This window comes from Stenotrophomonas sp. YJH_SMC_37, from assembly GCF_059370035.1.
Genome location: NZ_JCAFTG010000008.1, coordinates 65,362 through 82,567 on the forward strand (window position 1 = coordinate 65,362; position 17,206 = coordinate 82,567).

At 65.2% G+C, this 17,206-nt stretch carries 17 protein-coding genes; 5 read left to right on the forward strand and 12 right to left on the reverse strand.

Features of this window, described 5'->3' with window-relative positions:
- The first annotated feature begins 14 nt into the window (after positions 1-14).
- Positions 15-857: a glycosyltransferase gene (locus AC5P8J_RS12815; protein WP_227854086.1), complete on the forward strand. Its 843-nt coding sequence runs from the start codon at positions 15-17 to the stop codon at positions 855-857.
- Positions 854-1,237 carry a GtrA family protein gene (locus AC5P8J_RS12820; RefSeq protein WP_134730000.1) on the forward strand — a complete coding sequence of 128 codons (384 nt, stop codon included), beginning with the start codon at positions 854-856 and terminating at the stop codon, positions 1,235-1,237. Before AC5P8J_RS12815 ends, AC5P8J_RS12820 begins: the two co-directional genes overlap by 4 nt.
- Before the next feature lie 203 nt (positions 1,238-1,440).
- Here AC5P8J_RS12820 and AC5P8J_RS12825 read toward each other — a convergent pair whose 3' ends face one another.
- The 9 genes from AC5P8J_RS12825 to AC5P8J_RS12865 form a co-directional block, all read right to left on the reverse strand.
- On the reverse strand, positions 1,441-1,863 hold the full coding sequence (locus AC5P8J_RS12825) for a F0F1 ATP synthase subunit epsilon (RefSeq protein WP_005419509.1): 423 nt from the start codon (positions 1,861-1,863) through the stop codon (positions 1,441-1,443).
- Between the two features lie 113 nt (positions 1,864-1,976).
- On the reverse strand, positions 1,977-3,383 hold the full coding sequence (atpD, locus tag AC5P8J_RS12830) for a F0F1 ATP synthase subunit beta (RefSeq protein WP_005419510.1): 1,407 nt from the start codon (positions 3,381-3,383) through the stop codon (positions 1,977-1,979).
- Between the two features lie 37 nt (positions 3,384-3,420).
- On the reverse strand, positions 3,421-4,284 hold the full coding sequence (gene atpG, locus AC5P8J_RS12835) for a F0F1 ATP synthase subunit gamma (protein ID WP_005411129.1): 864 nt from the start codon (positions 4,282-4,284) through the stop codon (positions 3,421-3,423).
- Between the two features lie 97 nt (positions 4,285-4,381).
- Entirely contained in the window at positions 4,382-5,929 is a 1,548-nt protein-coding gene (gene atpA / locus AC5P8J_RS12840; RefSeq protein ID WP_005419511.1) for a F0F1 ATP synthase subunit alpha, read from the reverse strand.
- 44 nt (positions 5,930-5,973) lie between these two features.
- Positions 5,974-6,501: a F0F1 ATP synthase subunit delta gene (locus tag AC5P8J_RS12845; protein ID WP_019660730.1), complete on the reverse strand. Its 528-nt coding sequence runs from the start codon at positions 6,499-6,501 to the stop codon at positions 5,974-5,976.
- 2 nt (positions 6,502-6,503) lie between these two features.
- Entirely contained in the window at positions 6,504-6,974 is a 471-nt protein-coding gene (locus AC5P8J_RS12850) for a F0F1 ATP synthase subunit B (RefSeq protein ID WP_005419512.1), read from the reverse strand.
- Between the two features lie 106 nt (positions 6,975-7,080).
- Positions 7,081-7,386: a F0F1 ATP synthase subunit C gene (atpE, locus tag AC5P8J_RS12855; RefSeq protein WP_005411133.1), complete on the reverse strand. Its 306-nt coding sequence runs from the start codon at positions 7,384-7,386 to the stop codon at positions 7,081-7,083.
- Between the two features lie 73 nt (positions 7,387-7,459).
- On the reverse strand, positions 7,460-8,260 hold the full coding sequence (gene atpB / locus AC5P8J_RS12860; protein WP_005411134.1) for a F0F1 ATP synthase subunit A: 801 nt from the start codon (positions 8,258-8,260) through the stop codon (positions 7,460-7,462).
- Between the two features lie 31 nt (positions 8,261-8,291).
- On the reverse strand, positions 8,292-8,657 hold the full coding sequence (locus AC5P8J_RS12865; RefSeq protein ID WP_197593159.1) for a hypothetical protein: 366 nt from the start codon (positions 8,655-8,657) through the stop codon (positions 8,292-8,294).
- A 458-nt stretch (positions 8,658-9,115) separates the two neighbouring features.
- On the opposite strand from AC5P8J_RS12865, the gene AC5P8J_RS12870 reads away from it, so the two are divergent.
- A complete protein-coding gene (locus AC5P8J_RS12870; protein ID WP_019660733.1) occupies positions 9,116-9,934 on the forward strand; it encodes a hypothetical protein in 819 nt (272 codons plus the stop codon).
- Between the two features lie 457 nt (positions 9,935-10,391).
- Here the strand turns inward: AC5P8J_RS12870 and lpdA are convergent, their stop codons facing one another.
- From lpdA to AC5P8J_RS12885, 3 genes are all read right to left on the reverse strand, one after another.
- A complete protein-coding gene (gene lpdA / locus AC5P8J_RS12875) occupies positions 10,392-12,200 on the reverse strand; it encodes a dihydrolipoyl dehydrogenase (protein ID WP_058980593.1) in 1,809 nt (602 codons plus the stop codon).
- Between the two features lie 107 nt (positions 12,201-12,307).
- A complete protein-coding gene (aceF, locus tag AC5P8J_RS12880) occupies positions 12,308-14,017 on the reverse strand; it encodes a dihydrolipoyllysine-residue acetyltransferase (RefSeq protein WP_021203873.1) in 1,710 nt (569 codons plus the stop codon).
- Between the two features lie 167 nt (positions 14,018-14,184).
- Positions 14,185-14,700 (reverse strand): DNA-deoxyinosine glycosylase, encoded by a 516-nt coding sequence (locus tag AC5P8J_RS12885; protein ID WP_021203872.1) that lies wholly within the window; start codon positions 14,698-14,700, stop codon positions 14,185-14,187.
- Between the two features lie 186 nt (positions 14,701-14,886).
- Between AC5P8J_RS12885 and AC5P8J_RS12890 the strand changes: the two genes are divergently transcribed.
- Positions 14,887-15,522 carry an OmpW/AlkL family protein gene (locus AC5P8J_RS12890; RefSeq protein WP_019660737.1) on the forward strand — a complete coding sequence of 212 codons (636 nt, stop codon included), beginning with the start codon at positions 14,887-14,889 and terminating at the stop codon, positions 15,520-15,522.
- Between the two features lie 194 nt (positions 15,523-15,716).
- Positions 15,717-17,204 carry a glycerol-3-phosphate dehydrogenase gene (gene glpD / locus AC5P8J_RS12895; protein ID WP_495216851.1) on the forward strand — a complete coding sequence of 496 codons (1,488 nt, stop codon included), beginning with the start codon at positions 15,717-15,719 and terminating at the stop codon, positions 17,202-17,204.
- Positions 17,205-17,206 lie beyond the last annotated feature (2 nt).

Here is a 17,206-nt window from a genome sequence, read left to right on the forward strand (position 1 = left end):
TCCGCGACTGATGCATGGATCCACGCGTCACCGTCATCGAACACGCGCAGGACCAGGGCGTTGGCGGCGCAACGATGACCGGATACATGCATGCGCTGCAGGCGCCTGCAGAGGTGGTCATCAAGCTTGATGGCGATGGCCAGATGGACCCCGCGCAGGTGCTGCGCTTCGCCAGCCCGCCTCTCTCCGGCCACGCCGACTACGCCAAGGGCAATCGCTTTCATCGTGTGGGTTTCCTGCCGGGGATGCCTTGGGTACGACTTGCCGGCAACGCCGCGTTGTCGTTCCTGACCAAGCTCTCCAGCGGTTACTGGCAGATCGCCGATCCCACCAACGGGTACACCGCTGTACGCAGCGAGCTGCTGCACGAGCTGGAACTGGAGCGCATTGCGAAGCGCTATTTCTTCGAATCGGATCTTCCATACCACCTCAACCAGGCACGCGCGGTCGTGGTTGACGTTCCCATGCGCGCGCACTACAAGGATGAAACCAGCAGCCTTCGCCCCGCACGCATCCTCGGTCCTTTCATGCTCGGCCACCTTCGCAATACCGCGCGCCGCATCCTCTACAGCTACGTCACTCGTGGGTTCTCACTGGCCAGTGTGCAACTGCTGCTGGGCAGCCTGCTTCTGGTTGCCGGCTCCGTTTTCGGCCTGTGGCACTGGCTGGTGTCGATGCAAAGCGGGGTACCAGCCACCGCTGGCACCGTGATGGCGGCTGGCCTGCCGATCATAGTGGGCGTGCAGATGCTGATGTCATGGCTGAATTTCGATGTGGCGAGCGAACCCCGGCAGGCTGCGCACCGGCTGTTGGCAGATGTGCAGGCTTACCAGCGCGGCGGCGGATCGACGCGATGACGTTGTTCCGCCAGGGAAGCACCTATCTCGTCATCGGGCTCGTGCAGCTGCTGGTCGATTGGCTGGTGTTCGTGGCCGCCAGCGCGCTGGGCATGCCGGTCGCGCCGGCCAATATCACCGGCCGCTTTGCCGGCATGCTGCTGGGCTTCTGGCTCAACGGCCGCTACACCTTTGCCGAGGCCGGTGCCCGCAAGCTGGGATGGAAGCGATTCGCACGCTTCTTCGGGCTGTGGCTGCTGCTGACGGCAGCGAGCACGCTGCTGGTCAGCCTGGTCAACCAGGCGCTGGGCCTGCAGTACACGTGGCTGGCCAAGCCTCTGGTGGAAGGCGGGCTGGCCTGCGTGTCGTTCCTGTTGATGCGCTACGTGGTGTATCGCTGAGACGGGGCGGGATCCGGGATGCCGGATCGGCATCGGCATCGGTAGAGTCGACTGTCAGTCGACTGCTCTTCCTCGAGGCCGCGAAATCCCGCGCTGCGCGCGGTAGTCGACTAACAGTCGACTCTACCCGGTCGGCGCTGCCCCGCCAGCACAAACAAGAACGCCGGCACAGGGCCGGCGTTCTCGTGGGTGCAGCGCGAACCTCAGTGCTTGAGATTCTTGCGCAGGCGTTCCAGTGCCTGCAGCTGGACGACGGCCTCGGCCAGCTTCTGCTGGGCTTCGGCCACTTCCATCGCTTCGCCGCGGTTGGCCAGGATGCGCTCGGCTTCTTCCTTGGCCTTGCGGACCGAGGCTTCGTCGATGTCCTGCGCGCGGATCGCGGTGTCGGCCAACACGGTCACCACCTGCGGCTGCACTTCCAGGATGCCGCCGGAAATGGCGAAATCCAGCTGCTCGCCGTTCGGCGTGGTCACCACCACCTTGCCCGGCTTCAGGCGGGTGATCAGCGGCGCGTGCTTGGGCGCGATGCCCAGTTCGCCCAGCTCACCGGTGGCCACGACCAGGGTCGCTTCGCCACGGAAGATTTCCTGCTCGGCGCTGACGATGTCGCAACGGATCGTGCTCATGCAAATCTCTTCGCTGTTCGCGGCGGCGCAATGCCACCGTGGGGGTCCACCGGCGCGGGCGGTTGCCCGGCGCCGGCGTCAGGTCGGGCAGGATAGCTCCCGCCCGTCCCGGATCAGGCCTTCTCGGCCATCTTCTTGGCCTTCTCGACCGCCTCTTCGATGCCGCCGACCATGTAGAACGCCTGCTCCGGCAGGTGGTCGTACTCGCCATCGACGATGGCCTTGAAGCCACGGATGGTGTCCTTCAGCGGCACGTACTTGCCCGGCGAACCGGTGAACACTTCGGCCACGTGGAACGGCTGGCTGAAGAAGCGCTCGATCTTACGGGCGCGCGACACGGCCTGCTTGTCCTCTTCGGACAGTTCGTCCATGCCCAGGATCGCGATGATGTCCTTCAGTTCCTTGTACTTCTGCAGGGTCTGCTGGACGCGCTGGGCGGTGTCGTAGTGCTCGTGGCCGATGACCAGCGGATCCATCTGGCGGCTGGTGGAGTCCAGCGGATCGACGGCCGGGTAGATACCCAGCGAGGCGATCGAACGCGACAGGGTGACGGTCGAGTCCAGGTGGGCGAAGGTGGTCGCCGGCGACGGGTCGGTCAGGTCGTCCGCGGGAACGTAGACGGCCTGGATCGAGGTGATCGAGCCGTTCTTGGTCGAGGTGATGCGCTCCTGCAGGACGCCCATTTCCTCGGCCAGGGTCGGCTGGTAACCCACCGCGGACGGCATACGGCCCAGCAGTGCCGACACTTCGGTACCGGCCAGGGTGTAGCGGTAGATGTTGTCGACGAACAGCAGGACGTCCTTGCCCTTGCCGTTTTCGTCCTTCTCGTCGCGGAAGTACTCGGCCATGGTCAGGCCGGTCAGCGCGACGCGCAGGCGGTTGCCCGGCGGCTCGTTCATCTGGCCGTACACCATCGCCACCTTGTCCAGGACGTTGGAGTCCTTCATTTCGTGGTAGAAGTCGTTGCCCTCACGGGTACGCTCACCCACGCCGGCGAACACGGACAGGCCGCTGTGCGCCTTGGCGATGTTGTTGATCAGCTCCATCATGTTGACGGTCTTGCCGACGCCGGCGCCGCCGAACAGGCCGACCTTGCCGCCCTTGGCGAACGGGCACATCAGGTCGATGACCTTGATGCCGGTTTCCAGCAGCTCGGTGGCCGGGGACTGGTCTTCATACGACGGCGCAGCGCGGTGGATTTCCCAGTTGTCGCTGGCAGCGACCGGGCCGGCTTCGTCGATCGGACGGCCCAGCACGTCCATGATGCGGCCCAGGGTGCCGGCACCGACCGGCACCGAGATGCCACGGCCGGTGTTGACGGCAACCAGGTTGCGCTTCAGGCCGTCGGTGGAACCGAGGGCGATGGTACGCACCACGCCGTCACCCAGCTGCTGCTGGACTTCGAGGGTGATCTCGGTGTTTTCCACCTTCAGTGCGTCGTACACCTTCGGCACCGATTCACGCGGGAATTCGACGTCGACGACCGCGCCGATGATCTGAACGATCTTGCCCTGACTCATTGCTGCATCCTCTAATGTGTGCTTTGAACGAACGCGGTCAGACTGCTGCCGCGCCGCCGACGATTTCGGAGATTTCCTGGGTGATCGCTGCCTGGCGCGCCTTGTTGTAGACGAGCTGCAGGGTGCCGATCAGCTTGTTGGCGTTGTCGCTCGCCGCCTTCATCGCAACCATGCGTGCGGCATGCTCGGAGGCGACGTTTTCCAGCAGTGCCTGGTACACCAGCGACTCGATGTAACGCGTCATCACGTGCTCCAGCACGGTCGCGGCATCGGGTTCGTACAGGTAATCCCAGTCGTGGTGAGCGACCTGCTTCTCAGCCGGCGGCAGCGGCAGCAGCTGATCGAAGCTGGCCTTCTGCACCATGGTGTTCACGAAGCGGTTGTACACCAGGTACACGCGGTCGATCTTGCCTTCGGTGAAGGCGTCGAGCATGACCTTGATCACACCGATCAGCGATTCCAGCTTCGGCACGTCGCCGATGTGGGTCACGCTGCCGACCATGTTGACCTTCACGCGGCGGAAGAAGGTCGAAGCCTTCTGGCCGATGGTCACCAGGTCCACTTCGGCACCCTTGTCCTGCCATGCTTTGGCTTCGCCCAGCATCTTGCGGAACAGGTTGTTGTTCAGGCCGCCGGCCAGGCCGCGATCGGAGGAGATCACGATGAAACCGACCCGCTTGACCTGCTCGCGCTCGACCAGGAACGGATGCTGGTAGTCGGTGCTGGCCTGGGCCAGATGACCGATCACCTGCTTCATCGCCTGCGCGTACGGACGCGAGGTCTTCATCCGATCCTGCGCCTTGCGGATCTTGGAGGCCGAGACCATTTCCAGGGCGCGCGTCACCTTGCGGGTGTTCTGCACGCTCTTGATCTTGGTTTTGATTTCGCGTCCGCTTGCCATCTCTTGTTTCCCGTGGCGCGGGGCTGATGCCCCGCGTTGTTCAACCGTTTGTCATCTGGTCCAGCGGAGCCGGTGGCTCCGCTCTACAGGACCGCGATTACCAGCTGCCGGTGGTCTTGAACTCGGCGATGCCCTTCTTGAAGGCACCTTCGATGTCGTTGTCCCAACCGCCGGTGGCGTTGACCTTGCTGATCAGCTCGCCCTGGGTGTTGGCGAAGTGGGCGTGCAGGCCTTCTTCGAACGCCAGCAGCTTGTTGACCGGCACGTCGTCCAGGTAACCCTCGTTGACGGCGTAGATCGACAGCGCCTGGTTGGCGATCGACATCGGCGCGTACTGCTTCTGCTTCATCAGCTCGGTGACGCGCTGGCCACGCTCCAGCTGCTTGCGGGTCGCTTCGTCCAGGTCCGAGGCGAACTGCGCGAAGGCAGCCAGCTCACGGTACTGGGCCAGCGAGATACGGATACCGCCCGACAGCTTCTTGATGATCTTGGTCTGGGCCGAGCCACCGACGCGCGACACCGAGATACCGGCGTTCACGGCCGGGCGGATGCCGGCGTTGAACAGGTCGGTTTCCAGGAAGATCTGGCCGTCGGTGATCGAGATCACGTTGGTCGGAACGAACGCGGACACGTCGCCGGCCTGGGTTTCGATGATCGGCAGCGCGGTCAGCGAACCGGTCTTGCCGGTGACCTTGCCTTCGGTGAACTTCTCGACGTACTCCTCGGACACGCGGGCAGCGCGCTCGAGCAGACGGGAGTGCAGGTAGAACACGTCACCCGGGTAGGCTTCACGGCCCGGCGGACGCTTCAGCAGCAGCGAGATCTGGCGGTAGGCGACGGCCTGCTTGGACAGATCGTCGTACACGATCAGCGCGTCTTCACCGCGGTCCATGAAGTACTCACCCATGGTGCAGCCCGAGTAGGCGCTGATGTACTGCATGGCAGCCGATTCGGAAGCGGTCGCGGCCACCACGATGGTGTGGGCCAGCGCGCCGTTCTCTTCCAGCTTGCGCACGATGTTGGCGATGGTCGACGCCTTCTGGCCGATCGCAACGTACACGCACTTGATGCCGGTGCCCTTCTGGTTGATCACCGCATCGATCGCCATGGCGGTCTTGCCGGTCTGGCGGTCACCGATGATCAGCTCGCGCTGGCCACGGCCGATCGGGATCATCGAGTCGACCGACTTGTAACCGGTCTGCACCGGCTGGTCGACCGACTTGCGCCAGATCACGCCCGGAGCAACGCGCTCCACCGGAGCGGTCAGGTCGGTGCCCAGCGGGCCCTTGCCGTCGATCGGCTCGCCCAGCGCGTTCACGACGCGGCCCAGCAGTTCCGGACCGACCGGCACTTCCAGGATGCGACCGGTGGTCTTGGCGACGTCGCCTTCGCGCAGGTGCTCGTAGTCACCCAGGACCACGGCGCCGACCGAGTCGCGCTCCAGGTTCAGGGCCAGTGCGAAGGTGTTGTTCGGCAGTTCGATCATTTCGCCCTGCATCACGTCGGCCAGACCGAAGATGCGCACGATGCCGTCGGACACGCTGGTCACGGTGCCTTCGTTGCGCGATTCCGCGGCCAGCTTGACCTTCTCGATGCGGTTCTTGATCAGTTCGCTGATTTCGGAGGGGTTGAGCGTGGTTGCCATCGTCAAGTCCTAGTGCCGGCAGCGGGGCCGGACGTTAAATGAATTCAGTTAGCGAGCGCGGTCTGCAGACGGGCCAGCTTGCCCTTCAGCGAACCATCGATGACCACGTCGCCGGCGTCGATCACGGCGCCGCCGATCAGCGAGGCATCGACCGCGGTGGTCACGTCGACCTCGCGGTTGAAGCGCTTGCGCAGCGCGACCTTGATCGCATCCAGCTCAGCGGCCGACAGTTCGGCGGCCGAGGTGACGGTGGCCTTGACCACGTGCTCGGCTTCGGCGCGCAGGGCGTCGAACATGCCGGCGATTTCCGGCAGCAGCGGCAGACGGTGCGACTCGGCCAGGACGGCCAGGAAGCGCGAGTAGGTCTCGCCGTGCGACACCGGCGCCAGCAGGGCGACGGCGTCGTCACGACCCAGCTCCGGGTTGGCGAGCAGGGCCGCCACGCGCGGGTCGGCGGCGACGTGGGCGGAGAACGCCAGGGCGTCCGACCACGGCGCGAACGCGCCTTCGTCGCGCGCGGTCGCGAACGCGGCGCGGGCGTACGGGCGGGCAAGCGTGAGGGCCTGGCTCATCCTTAGATCTCCGAGGCCAGCTCGTCGAGCAGCGCCTTGTGGGCGTTGGCGTCGATTTCGCGCTTGAGCAGCTTTTCGGCACCGGTCACGGCCAGCGCGGACACCTGCTTGCGCAGATCTTCACGGGCACGGTTGGCGGCGGCGTCGATTTCAGCCTGGGCCAGTTCCTTCTGACGGGTGGCTTCGGTGATCGCTTCGTTACGGGCAGCATCAACGATCTGGTTGGCACGCGCGTGGGCCTGATCGATGATCTCGTTGGCCTTGGTGCGGGCTTCCTTCAGCGCTTCGTTGACCTTCTCCTGCGCCTGGGCCAGATCTTTCTGGCTGCGGTCGGCAGCAGCGAGGCCCTCAGCAATCTTCTGCTGGCGCTCCTCGATCGCGTTCATCAGCGGCGGCCAGATCTTGGTCGCGATGATCCAGATCAGACCAGCGAAGGCCAGCGCCTGCGCAAGAAGGGTGAAATTGATATTCATGGTTAGCTCGATCGCTGGTTTCGGGGTGGACGCGCCGCCGTAGCGGCACATCCGGCCTTCATCCGAAACCGGGTGCATCAGCACCCGGTCGTCTCAAACCGCTGTATCAGCCGGCCAGAGCCTTGGTGACGGCGCCAGCGAAGGCAGCCGACAGCGGGTTGGCGAAGGCCAGCAGCAGGCCAACGGCGACCGAGATGATGAACGCGGCGTCGATCAGGCCGGCGGTGATGAACATGCGGACCTGCAGGACCGGGATCAGTTCCGGCTGGCGGGCGGCCGACTCCAGGAACTTACCAGCCATGATGGCCAGACCCAGACCGGCGCCCAGCGCGGCCAGGCCGATCATGATGCCGACGGCAAGGGCGGTGGAGCTCTGAATCTGCGCGAAGTTGGTCAGGACGGCGAAGTACATGGTTATCTCCAGGAACTTAAGTTGCTAAGGGTGATGAAACGGATGAAGGTTGAAACGCGTTGAAGCTTGAAACTCAGTGAGCGTCTTCCGACAGGCTCAGGTACACGATCGACAGCATCATGAAGATGAAGGCCTGCAGCGGGATCACCAGCAGGTGGAACAGCATCCAGCCGAGGCCGAACACACCACCGGCAATGGCACCGAAGAAACCGGCACCACCCAGCACCCAGATCAGCAGGAACACGATTTCGCCGCCGAACATGTTGCCGAACAGTCGCATCGCCAGCGAGATCGGCTTGCTCAGCCACTCGACGATGTTGAGGATCAGGTTGAACGGCATCATCCACTTGCCGAACGGCGCCGTCAGGAATTCCTTGATGAAGCCGCCCAGGCCCTTGGACTTGAGCGCGAAGAACAGCATCAGGAAGAACACGCTGATGGCCATGCCCAGGGTGGCGTTGACGTCAGCGGTCGGGACCGGCTTCCAGTAGTGCACGCCCGCCCATTCCAGCGGCTTGGCGATGAAATCGGCCGGGATCATCTTCAGCAGATTCATCAGCAGAATCCAGAAGAAGATCGTGATGGCGATCGGCGTGACCAGCTTGCTCTTGCCGTGGTAGGTGTCCTTGGCCTGGCGGTCGACGAACTCCAGGCAGATCTCGACGAAGGCCTGCCACTTGCCCGGCACGCCGGCGGTGGCCTTGCGGGTCCCCAGCCAGAACGCGACCACGATCACCAGGCCCATCAGGACGGCGGTGAGGAAGGTATCGACGTGGATATGCCAGAACATACCCTCACCCTTGCCGACCGGCGCGGTCAGGTTGTGCAGGTGATGCTGGATGTAGCTGGTAGGGGTTAGAGCCTCGCCCGCCATGTGTCCGGAACCTTCAGTTAATTGAATTCTGTCAACGCCTGGCCATGGCCAGGACCTGGAACATCAAGCCGACGGCGATACCGGCCAACAGCGCCAACGCAGGCAGCTTGAAGACCAGGAACCCCACCAGCAGGACGCCGAAAACCACGATCCACTTGGCCACGATCGCAATGATCAGGCGAGCCATCGCCGATCCTGCGGCCACCGCACCTCCGCCCAGCGCCATCCGTGCTGCAACCCAGCCACCGGCCGAAATGGCCACACCAGACGCCAGCGCGCCGAGGGCATATTTCGGACCCACCAGCAGGAAGGCCAGGGCCAGGACAGCGACCGCGGCCAGCGGGTAGACCGCGGCGCGCAGCATCAGTCGCCGACCCGCGTCAACGGAGTTCAGCACAGGACGTCCCGCGTGGTTGCATGTGGAGGGTTGAGGCGGCTACAGCAGGGGGGGCCTCATCGAGCCGCCAAATTATAGCAATGGGACAATTTGCGAGACAACCGCTGCCTGTTCATCCCGGGAAGGCGCAAGTTGCGGTAACGGTTACATTTTTGCGTACCACCGGGGGGACAATGACGTCCGCACGATGTTGCACCGCAGTATTGAACTTTGGTCGCAGTCGACGGAACTTTCACCGGATACGCCGGTCCGATTACTCGACCTGCCTGCAGCATCCTCGTCGGCTCCACCCCGCAGGTCCCACGATGGCCCCGAAGCCCGGCTCCGGGGCCATCTTTTTGCATCGTCGCGACAGCGCTGAACCGTGCACACGCCGTGGACCATACGTTCACGGATGGTGGACGGGCCTGTCCCGCACAGTGGTCTTCATTCTGATGAACCACTGCAAGGACTCTTCGATGCGCCCCGTACCCACCCTGCTCGCCCTTTCCCTGCTCGCTGCCGGCGCCTCGTTCGCCAATGCCGCCCACGCCGCCGAAGGCGACGACCGTTTTGCCCTGCGCCTGGGTGCGATGAATATCGACTCGGACAACACGCTCCGCGGCAACACCAACGTGGCCGGCCAGGACATCGGTTTCTCCGAGGACTTCAAGCTGGGTGGCAAGGAGTGGGAGCCGCGCATTGACGGCATGTTCCGCATCAGCAACCGCCAGCGCCTGCTGTTCAACTACTTCAAGTACGACAAGGACCGCCGCGAGACCCTCGGCCAGGACATCTCCTTCGGTGACGTCAGCGTGCCGTCCGGCAGCTTCGTCAAGGGCGAGCTGAAGTACCAGGTGGCCAGCCTGGTCTACGACTACTCGGTGGTGGACACCGACACCTTCGACCTCGGCCTGCAGCTGGGTGCCGAGTACGCCAAGGTCAGCACCAAGGCCTACGCCGATCTGGGCACTGTCTATGAAGGCCAGTTCCTCAACGAGAAGACCGACGGCGTGGCGCCGGTGGTCGGTGCACGCTTGAGCTTCACCCCGTCCGAGAAGTGGATGATCACCCTGCAGGGCCAGTACCTCAACACGCGCTGGGGCAGCTTCGATGACTACAAGGGCGACCTGAGCCGCGCCAACGCCATCGTCGACTACCGCTTCACCAGGAACTTCGGCGTGTTCGCCGGCTACGACTGGTTCAAGCTTGATGCGGACAAGAAGGGCAGCGATGGCACCATCGGCCTGAAGCAGGAATTCAAGGGCCCGGTGGCCGGTATCAGCTTCGTGTTCTGATCCCCCGCCCCTTCCACGGCACTCTCTCTCCTGGCGCGGCCTCCGGAACATCGGGGCCGCGCTCTTTTGTGCTGTTTTTCCCTGCGTGCAGCAGCAAGAGCAGCTGGGTCGAGCACTGGAGGGAGCGGGGGCCGCGTGCGAATGTCCCCCGGTGCCGGCCTGAGGCCGTCACCTCCTCCTTTACTTCGCACACAGCCCCCGCTCCCTCCGCGTGTCAGGCATCCCGGCGGCCTGAGCACCGGCTCTCGACTGTCCGCAACCCGAGCCGCTGTGCGGGTGGCAGGCGTTTGGACAAAGTAAAGGAGGAGGCGACCGCCGCAGGCGGGTGACGGAGGACATTTGTCCAAATGCCTGCCACCGGCGCGGCGGCCCGAACGCTCGCAACGAGAGTGATCGAGGCTCAACAAAAAAACCCCGGCAAATGCCGGGGCTTTTCATTTGGAACGGCGCGGACCCCTTACTTCTTCTTCGGCATGTACAGATCGGTGATCGTGCCGTCGTAGATTTCCGAGGCCATCGCCACCGACTCGCTCAGCGTCGGGTGCGCGTGGATGGTGTGGCCGATATCTTCGGCTTCCGCACCCATCTCGATGGCCAGGCCGATCTCGGCCAGCAGGTCACCGGCATGCACGCCAACGATCGCACCACCGATGATGCGGTGGGTCTCTTCGTCGAAGATCAGCTTGGTGAAGCCCTCGGTACGGCCGATGCCGATCGCGCGGCCACTGGCAGCCCACGGGAACTTGGCCACGCCGACCTTCAGGCCCTTGGCCTTGGCTTCGGTCTCGGTCACGCCGACCCAGGCGATTTCCGGGTTGGTGTAGGCCACCGACGGAATCACACGGGCCACCCACTCCTTCTTGTGGCCGGCAGCCACTTCGGCGGCCAGCTTGCCTTCGTGCGTGGCCTTGTGGGCCAGCATCGGGTTGCCGACGATGTCGCCGATGGCAAAGATGTGCGGCACGTTGGTGCGCATCTGGCGATCGACCGGGATGAAGCCACGCTCGGTGACCTGCACGCCGGCCTTCTCGGCATCGATCTTCCTGCCGTTCGGCGAACGCCCGACGGCCACCAGCACGCGGTCGAAGGTGCCCTGCGCCAGCGCAGGCGCCTGGCCTTCCTCGGCAGCTTCAAAGGTCACGGTGATGCCCTTGGCATCGGCGGTGACGCCCGAAGCCTTGGTCTTCAGGTGGACTTCGATGCCCTGCTTCTTCAGGCGATCGGCCAGCGGCTTGACCAGGTCCTTGTCGGCGCCCGGCATCAGCTGGTCCATGAACTCGACCACGGTGACCTTGCTGCCCAGCGCACTGTACACGGTGGCCATTTCCAGGCCGATGATGCCGCCGCCGACGACCAGCAGCGAGCCCGGCACTTCGGCCAGCTCCAGCGCATCGGTGGAGTCCATCACGCGCGCGTCGTCCCACGGGAAGTTCGGCAGCTTCACCGCCTGCGAACCGGCAGCGATGATGCACTTCTGGAAGCGCAGCAGCTGGGTGCTGCCGTCAGCGGCGGTGATCTCCATCTCGTTGGCCGAGATGAACCTGCCGACGCCCTGCACGTTGCGGACCTTGCGCTGCTTGGCCATGCCGGCCAGGCCCTTGGTCAGCTGGTTGACGACCTTTTCCTTGTACTGGCGCAGCTTGTCCAGGGTGATGGTCGGCTTGCCGAACTCGACGCCGAAATCACCGGCATGGGCCACTTCGTCGATTACCGCAGCAGCGTGCAGCAGCGCCTTGGACGGAATGCAACCGACGTTGAGGCAGACGCCGCCGAGGCTGGCGTAGCGCTCGACCAGCACCGTATCCAGGCCGACGTCGGCGGCGCGGAAGGCGGCGGTGTAGCCGCCCGGGCCGGAGCCCAGCACGACCATTTCGCATTCGATGTCGGCCGGCTTGCCGCTGGACAGCGCCGGCTTCGGCGCAGCCGGTTCAGCCGGGGCGCGGTGCGATGGGGTCACCGGCGGCTTGCTGGCCGGAGCGGCCGCAGCCGGAGTCGGCGCAGCGGCCTTGGCCGGGGCTTCGGCGGCGCCTTCAGCGTCCAGCACCACGACCACGGCGCCTTCGGACAGGGTGTCGCCCAGCTTGACCTTGATTTCCTTGACCACGCCGGCAGCCGAGGACGGCACTTCCAGGGTGGCCTTGTCCGATTCCAGGGTCACCAGACCCTGATCCTTCTTCACCGTGTCGCCGACGGCGACCAACACTTCGATCACCGGCACATCGCTGTAATCGCCGATGTCGGGAACCTTGACTTCAATCGTGGCCATGGTGGGTTTTCCTCGTGCCCGACCGGCATGGCCGGTGGGCTGTCACTGCATCTGTTCACGCGGCCGCGCCAGGGGCTGCGGCCGCACGGTGGGGGCGAAGCGGTGCTTTACAGCAGCACGCGGCGCATGTCGGCCAGTACCTGGGACAGGTACGTGGTGAAGCGTGCGGCCAGGGCGCCGTCGATGACGCGGTGGTCGTAGCTCAGCGACAGCGGCAGCATCAGCTTCGGTGCGAATTCCTTGCCGTTCCAGACCGGCTGGATGGACGACTTGGAGACACCGAGGATGGCCACTTCCGGTGCATTGACGATCGGGGTGAACGCGGTGCCACCGATGCCGCCCAGCGAGCTGATCGAGAAGCAGCCGCCGCTCATGTCGGCCGGGCCGAGCTTGCCGTCGCGCGCCTTCTTGGCCAGTTCGCCGGTTTCCTGCGCGATCTGCACCACGCCCTTCTTGTCCACGTCGCGGATCACCGGCACGACCAGGCCGTTCGGCGTGTCGGCGGCGAAGCCGATGTGGAAGTACTTCTTCAGGGTCAGGTTTTCGCCGCTGGCATCGAGCGAGGCGTTGAATTCCGGGAACTTCTTCAGCGCCGCGGCGCTGGCCTTGATCAGGAAAGCAAGCATGGTCAGCTTGATGCCGGCCTTCTCGTTCTCCTTGTTCAGCGCCACGCGCAGCGCTTCCAGGTCGGTGATGTCGGCCTGGTCGAACTGGGTGACGTGCGGGATCATCGCCCAGTTGCGGGCCAGGTTCGCGCCGGAGATCTTCTTGATGCGCGACAGCGGCTGGACTTCGGTCTCGCCGAACTTGCTGAAGTCGACCTTCGGCCACGGCAGCAGGTTCAGGCCACCACCGGCAGCGACGGCAGCACCGCCGGCAGCCGGCACGCCACCGCTGAGCGCGGCCTTGACGAACTTCTGCACGTCAGCCTTGGTGATGCGGCCGCCCTTCTCGGTGCCGTTGATCTGCAGCAGGTCCACGCCCAGTTCGCGGGCGAACACACGCACCGCCGGGGTGGCATACGGCACCTTGGCCGGCAGCACGCGATCAGCGTTGAACTGCACCGGCGGGCTGGACGGGGTACCGGCCGAGGCGATCTCGCGGGCCGCCAGCTTGTCCGGCTGCGCCGGCACGGCGACCGGCTCGACCTTGGTGGCTGTCTCAGCGGCTGCAGGCGCGGCGGCAGCGGCGGCCTTGGTCGGTGCCGGCGCGGCAGCGCCCTCGGCCTCGATGATCGCAACCACATCGCCCTGCGACAGGTTGTCGCCGACCTTGACCTTGATCTCCTTGACCACACCGGCCACCGAGGACGGCACTTCCATGGTGGCCTTGTCGCTTTCCAGCGTGACCAGGCCCTGGTCCTTCTTGACCGTGTCGCCAACGGCGACCAGGACTTCGATGACCGGAATGCCGGCGTAGTCGCCGATGTCCGGCACCAGCGCTTCAACGGCACCACCGCTGGCAGCCGGGGCAGCTGCGGCCGGGGCCGGCGCGCTCTGGGTAGCGGCAGCCGGGGCAGCGGCCTTGGCCGGCGCCGGCGCGGCAGCCGCCGGCTTGGCGGCTTCCGCTTCGCCTTCAGCCACTTCGATCAGGGCCACGACCTTGCCTTCGGACAGGCTGTCGCCCACCTTGACCTTCAGCTCCTTGACCACGCCAGCCACCGAGGACGGCACTTCCATGGTCGCCTTGTCGCTTTCCAGCGTCACCAGCCCCTGGTCCTTCTTGACCGTGTCGCCGACGGCGACAAGCACCTCGATTACCGGGATATCGCTGTAGTCACCGATATCGGGGACAAGTGCTTCCTTGATTTCGGCCATGGGGATAACTCCGGCAATCTGGTGTAGGGAAACGTCTATTGTGCGGCCAGCGGGGTCCAGCGCCAACCGTTACAGGTGTTTTCAGTACGCACGCAGCCGGGACACGCTGTTGCCCATGGGTTGCGCCTGCCACCAGTCGGTAGCGTATTGTCCCTACGATGTCCGCTTCATGTCGCCAGTGCGTCTGCCACCGGCTGCCAGGCCTGGCGCAGGCGCGGCAGCGACCAGGCCGCATTGGCCGGGCTGGTCGACGGCAGTACCACCCGTTTCGGCGGGGCCTCCAACCGTGGCAGCACCCAACGCTGGAATGCCTGCGCTGACGCGGCGCCATTGCAGCCGACCAGCTTCAGCTCGGGCAACGCGGCGATCAGTTCCGGCAGTGCATTGGCCACTTCCGTGCCACGCACGATGTCCGCATCCAGACTGCCCCGGCGCTCACAGCGGCCGATCACATCCCACAGGCCGATGCCTGCGGCGTTCAACGCCTGCAGCCGCGCTGCATAGGGCAGATCCGCACTGAAGCCACAGATATCGGCCATCAACGGCCAGAAACGGTTGCGCGGATGCGCGTAGTAGCGCTGCTCCTGCAGCGACGCCACGCCTGGCATCGAGCCCAGCAGCAGCACGCGGCACTGCACGTTCACCTGCGCTTGCAGGCCAATGCACAACGTTGCTTCGCTCACATCTTCTCCAACTGCATGAATGTCAGCGAGGGCCGAAAACCCCATGAATACAGGCATTCCGCACCCGTCGCTGAACAAGGAAAACTATTTTTTAACGTGCGTCGGATTCGATTCATGTTGGGGCGACTACGGTGTGCTCGCCCCGCAACCGGGGGCCCAAAACAAGAAACATTAGGAGATACCCCCATGCGCTCCATCCGTATCCTGAGTCTCGCCCTGCTGACCTCCGCCGCCTTTGCACCGGCCGCTTTCGCCCAGGACAGCAGCAGCACCGACACTGCCTCGGGCAAGCATTTTGCCGTGGTTGGCGGCATCTCGCTGCTGGAACCGAAGAACGACCCGATCACCGGCGTGAAGAAGACCGATGGCGGCCCGGCGCCGACCGTCAGCTTCAGCTACTACATCAACGATAACTGGGCCGTTGAACTGTGGGGCGCTGCCGACAAGTTCGAGAACAAGTTCAAGGGCCCGAACAACGCCCGCCTGGGCTCGGTCGAGCAGCAGCCGGTCGCGCTGAGCGGCCAGTACCACTTCGGCCAGGCTGACAACGTGTTCCGCCCGTTCGTGGGCGTGGGCTACTATCAGTCGAGCTTCAGCAACGAGAAGCTGGGCAACGGCGCTGACACCGACATCCGCTTCAAGGATGCCAAGGGCGTGATCGGTACCGTCGGCGTGGACATGAACATCAACTCCACCTGGTTCGCCCGTGCCGACGCCCGCTACATGCGCGCCCGCCCGGACGTGAAGGTTGGCGGCGAAAAGATCGGCGAAGCCAAGATGGATCCGTGGACCGTCGGCTTCGGCATCGGCGCCCGCTTCTGATCCAGGCTGCACCTGCTTCACTGATGTAACGCGACGGGCCCTTCGGGGCCCGTCGTCGTTTCCGTCACCCGCGTTCCACCTGTAGAGCCGAGCCCATGCTCGGCTGCTTTTATGTAGAGTCGAGCCCATGCTCGACTATCGGGAAAGCAGCCGAGCATGGGCTCGGCTCTAGACAAACAGGGTGCGAAGGCGCGATGGAGGAAGTCGACCTGCTGGTGATCGGTGGCGGCATCAACGGCGCCGGCATCGCCCGTGATGCCAGCGGACGCGGACTGCGCGTCCTGCTGTGCGAACAGCATGACCTGGCCGCGCATACCTCCAGTGCCAGCAGCAAGCTGGTCCACGGCGGCCTTCGCTACCTCGAACAGGGCGAATTCGGCCTGGTGCGCAAAGCGCTGGGTGAGCGTGAGACGGTACGCCGGCAAGCCCCTCACCTGGTCCATCCTCTGCGTTTCGTCCTGCCCTGGGAACCGCACCTGCGCCCGCGCTGGATGCTGCGCGCGGGACTGTGGCTGTACGACCATCTGGGCCGGCGCAGCCCTGCGTTTCCCGCATCGCACGCACTGGACCTGCAACGCGATCCGCTGGGTCGCTGGCACTCCCCCTCGCTGCGCATCGGCTTCAGCTACGCCGATGCGCAGGTCGATGACGCGCGGCTGGTGCTGCTCAACGCCCTGGATGCCGCGCAGCGCGGCGCACAGGTGCGGGTCCGCAGCCGCTGCATCGACCTGCGCCCCGTTCACGGCCGATGGCAGGCCGTTCTGGAATCCGCCGATGGCCAGCCGCACCCGGTGACTGCGCGCGCCGTTGCCAATGCGGCTGGTCCGTGGGCCGGCGGCCTGCTGGAACAGATGCAGGGGCGCGGCGATGGCCCCGCGCTGCGCCTGGTGCAGGGCAGCCACATCGTGCTGCGCCGCCCCTGGCCCAGCGACAGCGCCTGCCTGCTGCAGCAGCCCGATGGGCGCGTAGTGTTCCTTCTACCCTTCGCCCACGACCACCTGCTGGTCGGCACCACCGACACCGACTATCGCGGTGACCCGGCGCGCTGCAGCGTGCTCCCTGCGGAGGTGACGTACCTGTGTGATGCGGCCAATCGCTACCTGCGTGATCCCATCGCAGCGGAGGAGGTGGCCTGGCGGTTCGCTGGCGTACGCCCGTTGCTGGCCGATCCCGATCCGCGTGCGGCACGACTCAGCCGTGATTACCGCCTGCAGTTGCAGTCCCACCCGGCACCGGCGCTGCACGTGCTGGGAGGCAAGCTCACCACCTACCGGGTGCTGGCCGAGGAAGCGCTGGAGCTGCTGCGGCCGGCGCTGCCGCAGATGGGCCCGGCGTGGACGGCAGGCGCAGACCCGCTGCCTGGCAGCGACTGGGGCGACGCCACGCAGGCGTGCTCGCGCCTGCAGTTGCTGGCACCGTGGTTGCCCGAGGAAATCGCACGCCGCTGGGCCGACGCCTACGGCAGCCGCAGCGCGGAGCTGCTGCATGGCCTGCAGGGTGTGAACGATCTTGGCGAAGACTTTGGCGGCGGCCTGCACGCGCGGGAAGTCGCTTTCCTGCGTGAGCACGAATGGGCCTCGAATGCCGAGGACGTGCTGTGGCGGCGGAGCAAGCTGGGGTTGCGGCTGGACGCGGCGCAGGTGGCACGGCTGCAGGCGTGGATGGAGCAAGCCAGCGTGTAGAG

Excerpts from the sequence above, each read along its gene's own strand:
- AC5P8J_RS12815 (WP_227854086.1), top strand. The coding sequence starts at position 15 with ATGGATCCACGCGTCACCGTCATCGAACACGCGCAGGACCAGGGCGTT.
- AC5P8J_RS12820 (WP_134730000.1), top strand. The coding sequence starts at position 854 with ATGACGTTGTTCCGCCAGGGAAGCACCTATCTCGTCATCGGGCTCGTG.
- AC5P8J_RS12825 (WP_005419509.1), bottom strand. The coding sequence starts at position 1,863 with ATGAGCACGATCCGTTGCGACATCGTCAGCGCCGAGCAGGAAATCTTC.
- atpD (WP_005419510.1), bottom strand. The coding sequence starts at position 3,383 with ATGAGTCAGGGCAAGATCGTTCAGATCATCGGCGCGGTCGTCGACGTC.
- atpG (WP_005411129.1), bottom strand. The coding sequence starts at position 4,284 with ATGGCAAGCGGACGCGAAATCAAAACCAAGATCAAGAGCGTGCAGAAC.
- atpA (WP_005419511.1), bottom strand. The coding sequence starts at position 5,929 with ATGGCAACCACGCTCAACCCCTCCGAAATCAGCGAACTGATCAAGAAC.
- AC5P8J_RS12845 (WP_019660730.1), bottom strand. The coding sequence starts at position 6,501 with ATGAGCCAGGCCCTCACGCTTGCCCGCCCGTACGCCCGCGCCGCGTTC.
- AC5P8J_RS12850 (WP_005419512.1), bottom strand. The coding sequence starts at position 6,974 with ATGAATATCAATTTCACCCTTCTTGCGCAGGCGCTGGCCTTCGCTGGT.
- atpE (WP_005411133.1), bottom strand. The coding sequence starts at position 7,386 with ATGTACTTCGCCGTCCTGACCAACTTCGCGCAGATTCAGAGCTCCACC.
- atpB (WP_005411134.1), bottom strand. The coding sequence starts at position 8,260 with ATGGCGGGCGAGGCTCTAACCCCTACCAGCTACATCCAGCATCACCTG.
- AC5P8J_RS12870 (WP_019660733.1), top strand. The coding sequence starts at position 9,116 with ATGCGCCCCGTACCCACCCTGCTCGCCCTTTCCCTGCTCGCTGCCGGC.
- lpdA (WP_058980593.1), bottom strand. The coding sequence starts at position 12,200 with ATGGCCACGATTGAAGTCAAGGTTCCCGACATCGGCGATTACAGCGAT.
- aceF (WP_021203873.1), bottom strand. The coding sequence starts at position 14,017 with ATGGCCGAAATCAAGGAAGCACTTGTCCCCGATATCGGTGACTACAGC.
- AC5P8J_RS12890 (WP_019660737.1), top strand. The coding sequence starts at position 14,887 with ATGCGCTCCATCCGTATCCTGAGTCTCGCCCTGCTGACCTCCGCCGCC.
- glpD (WP_495216851.1), top strand. The coding sequence starts at position 15,717 with ATGGAGGAAGTCGACCTGCTGGTGATCGGTGGCGGCATCAACGGCGCC.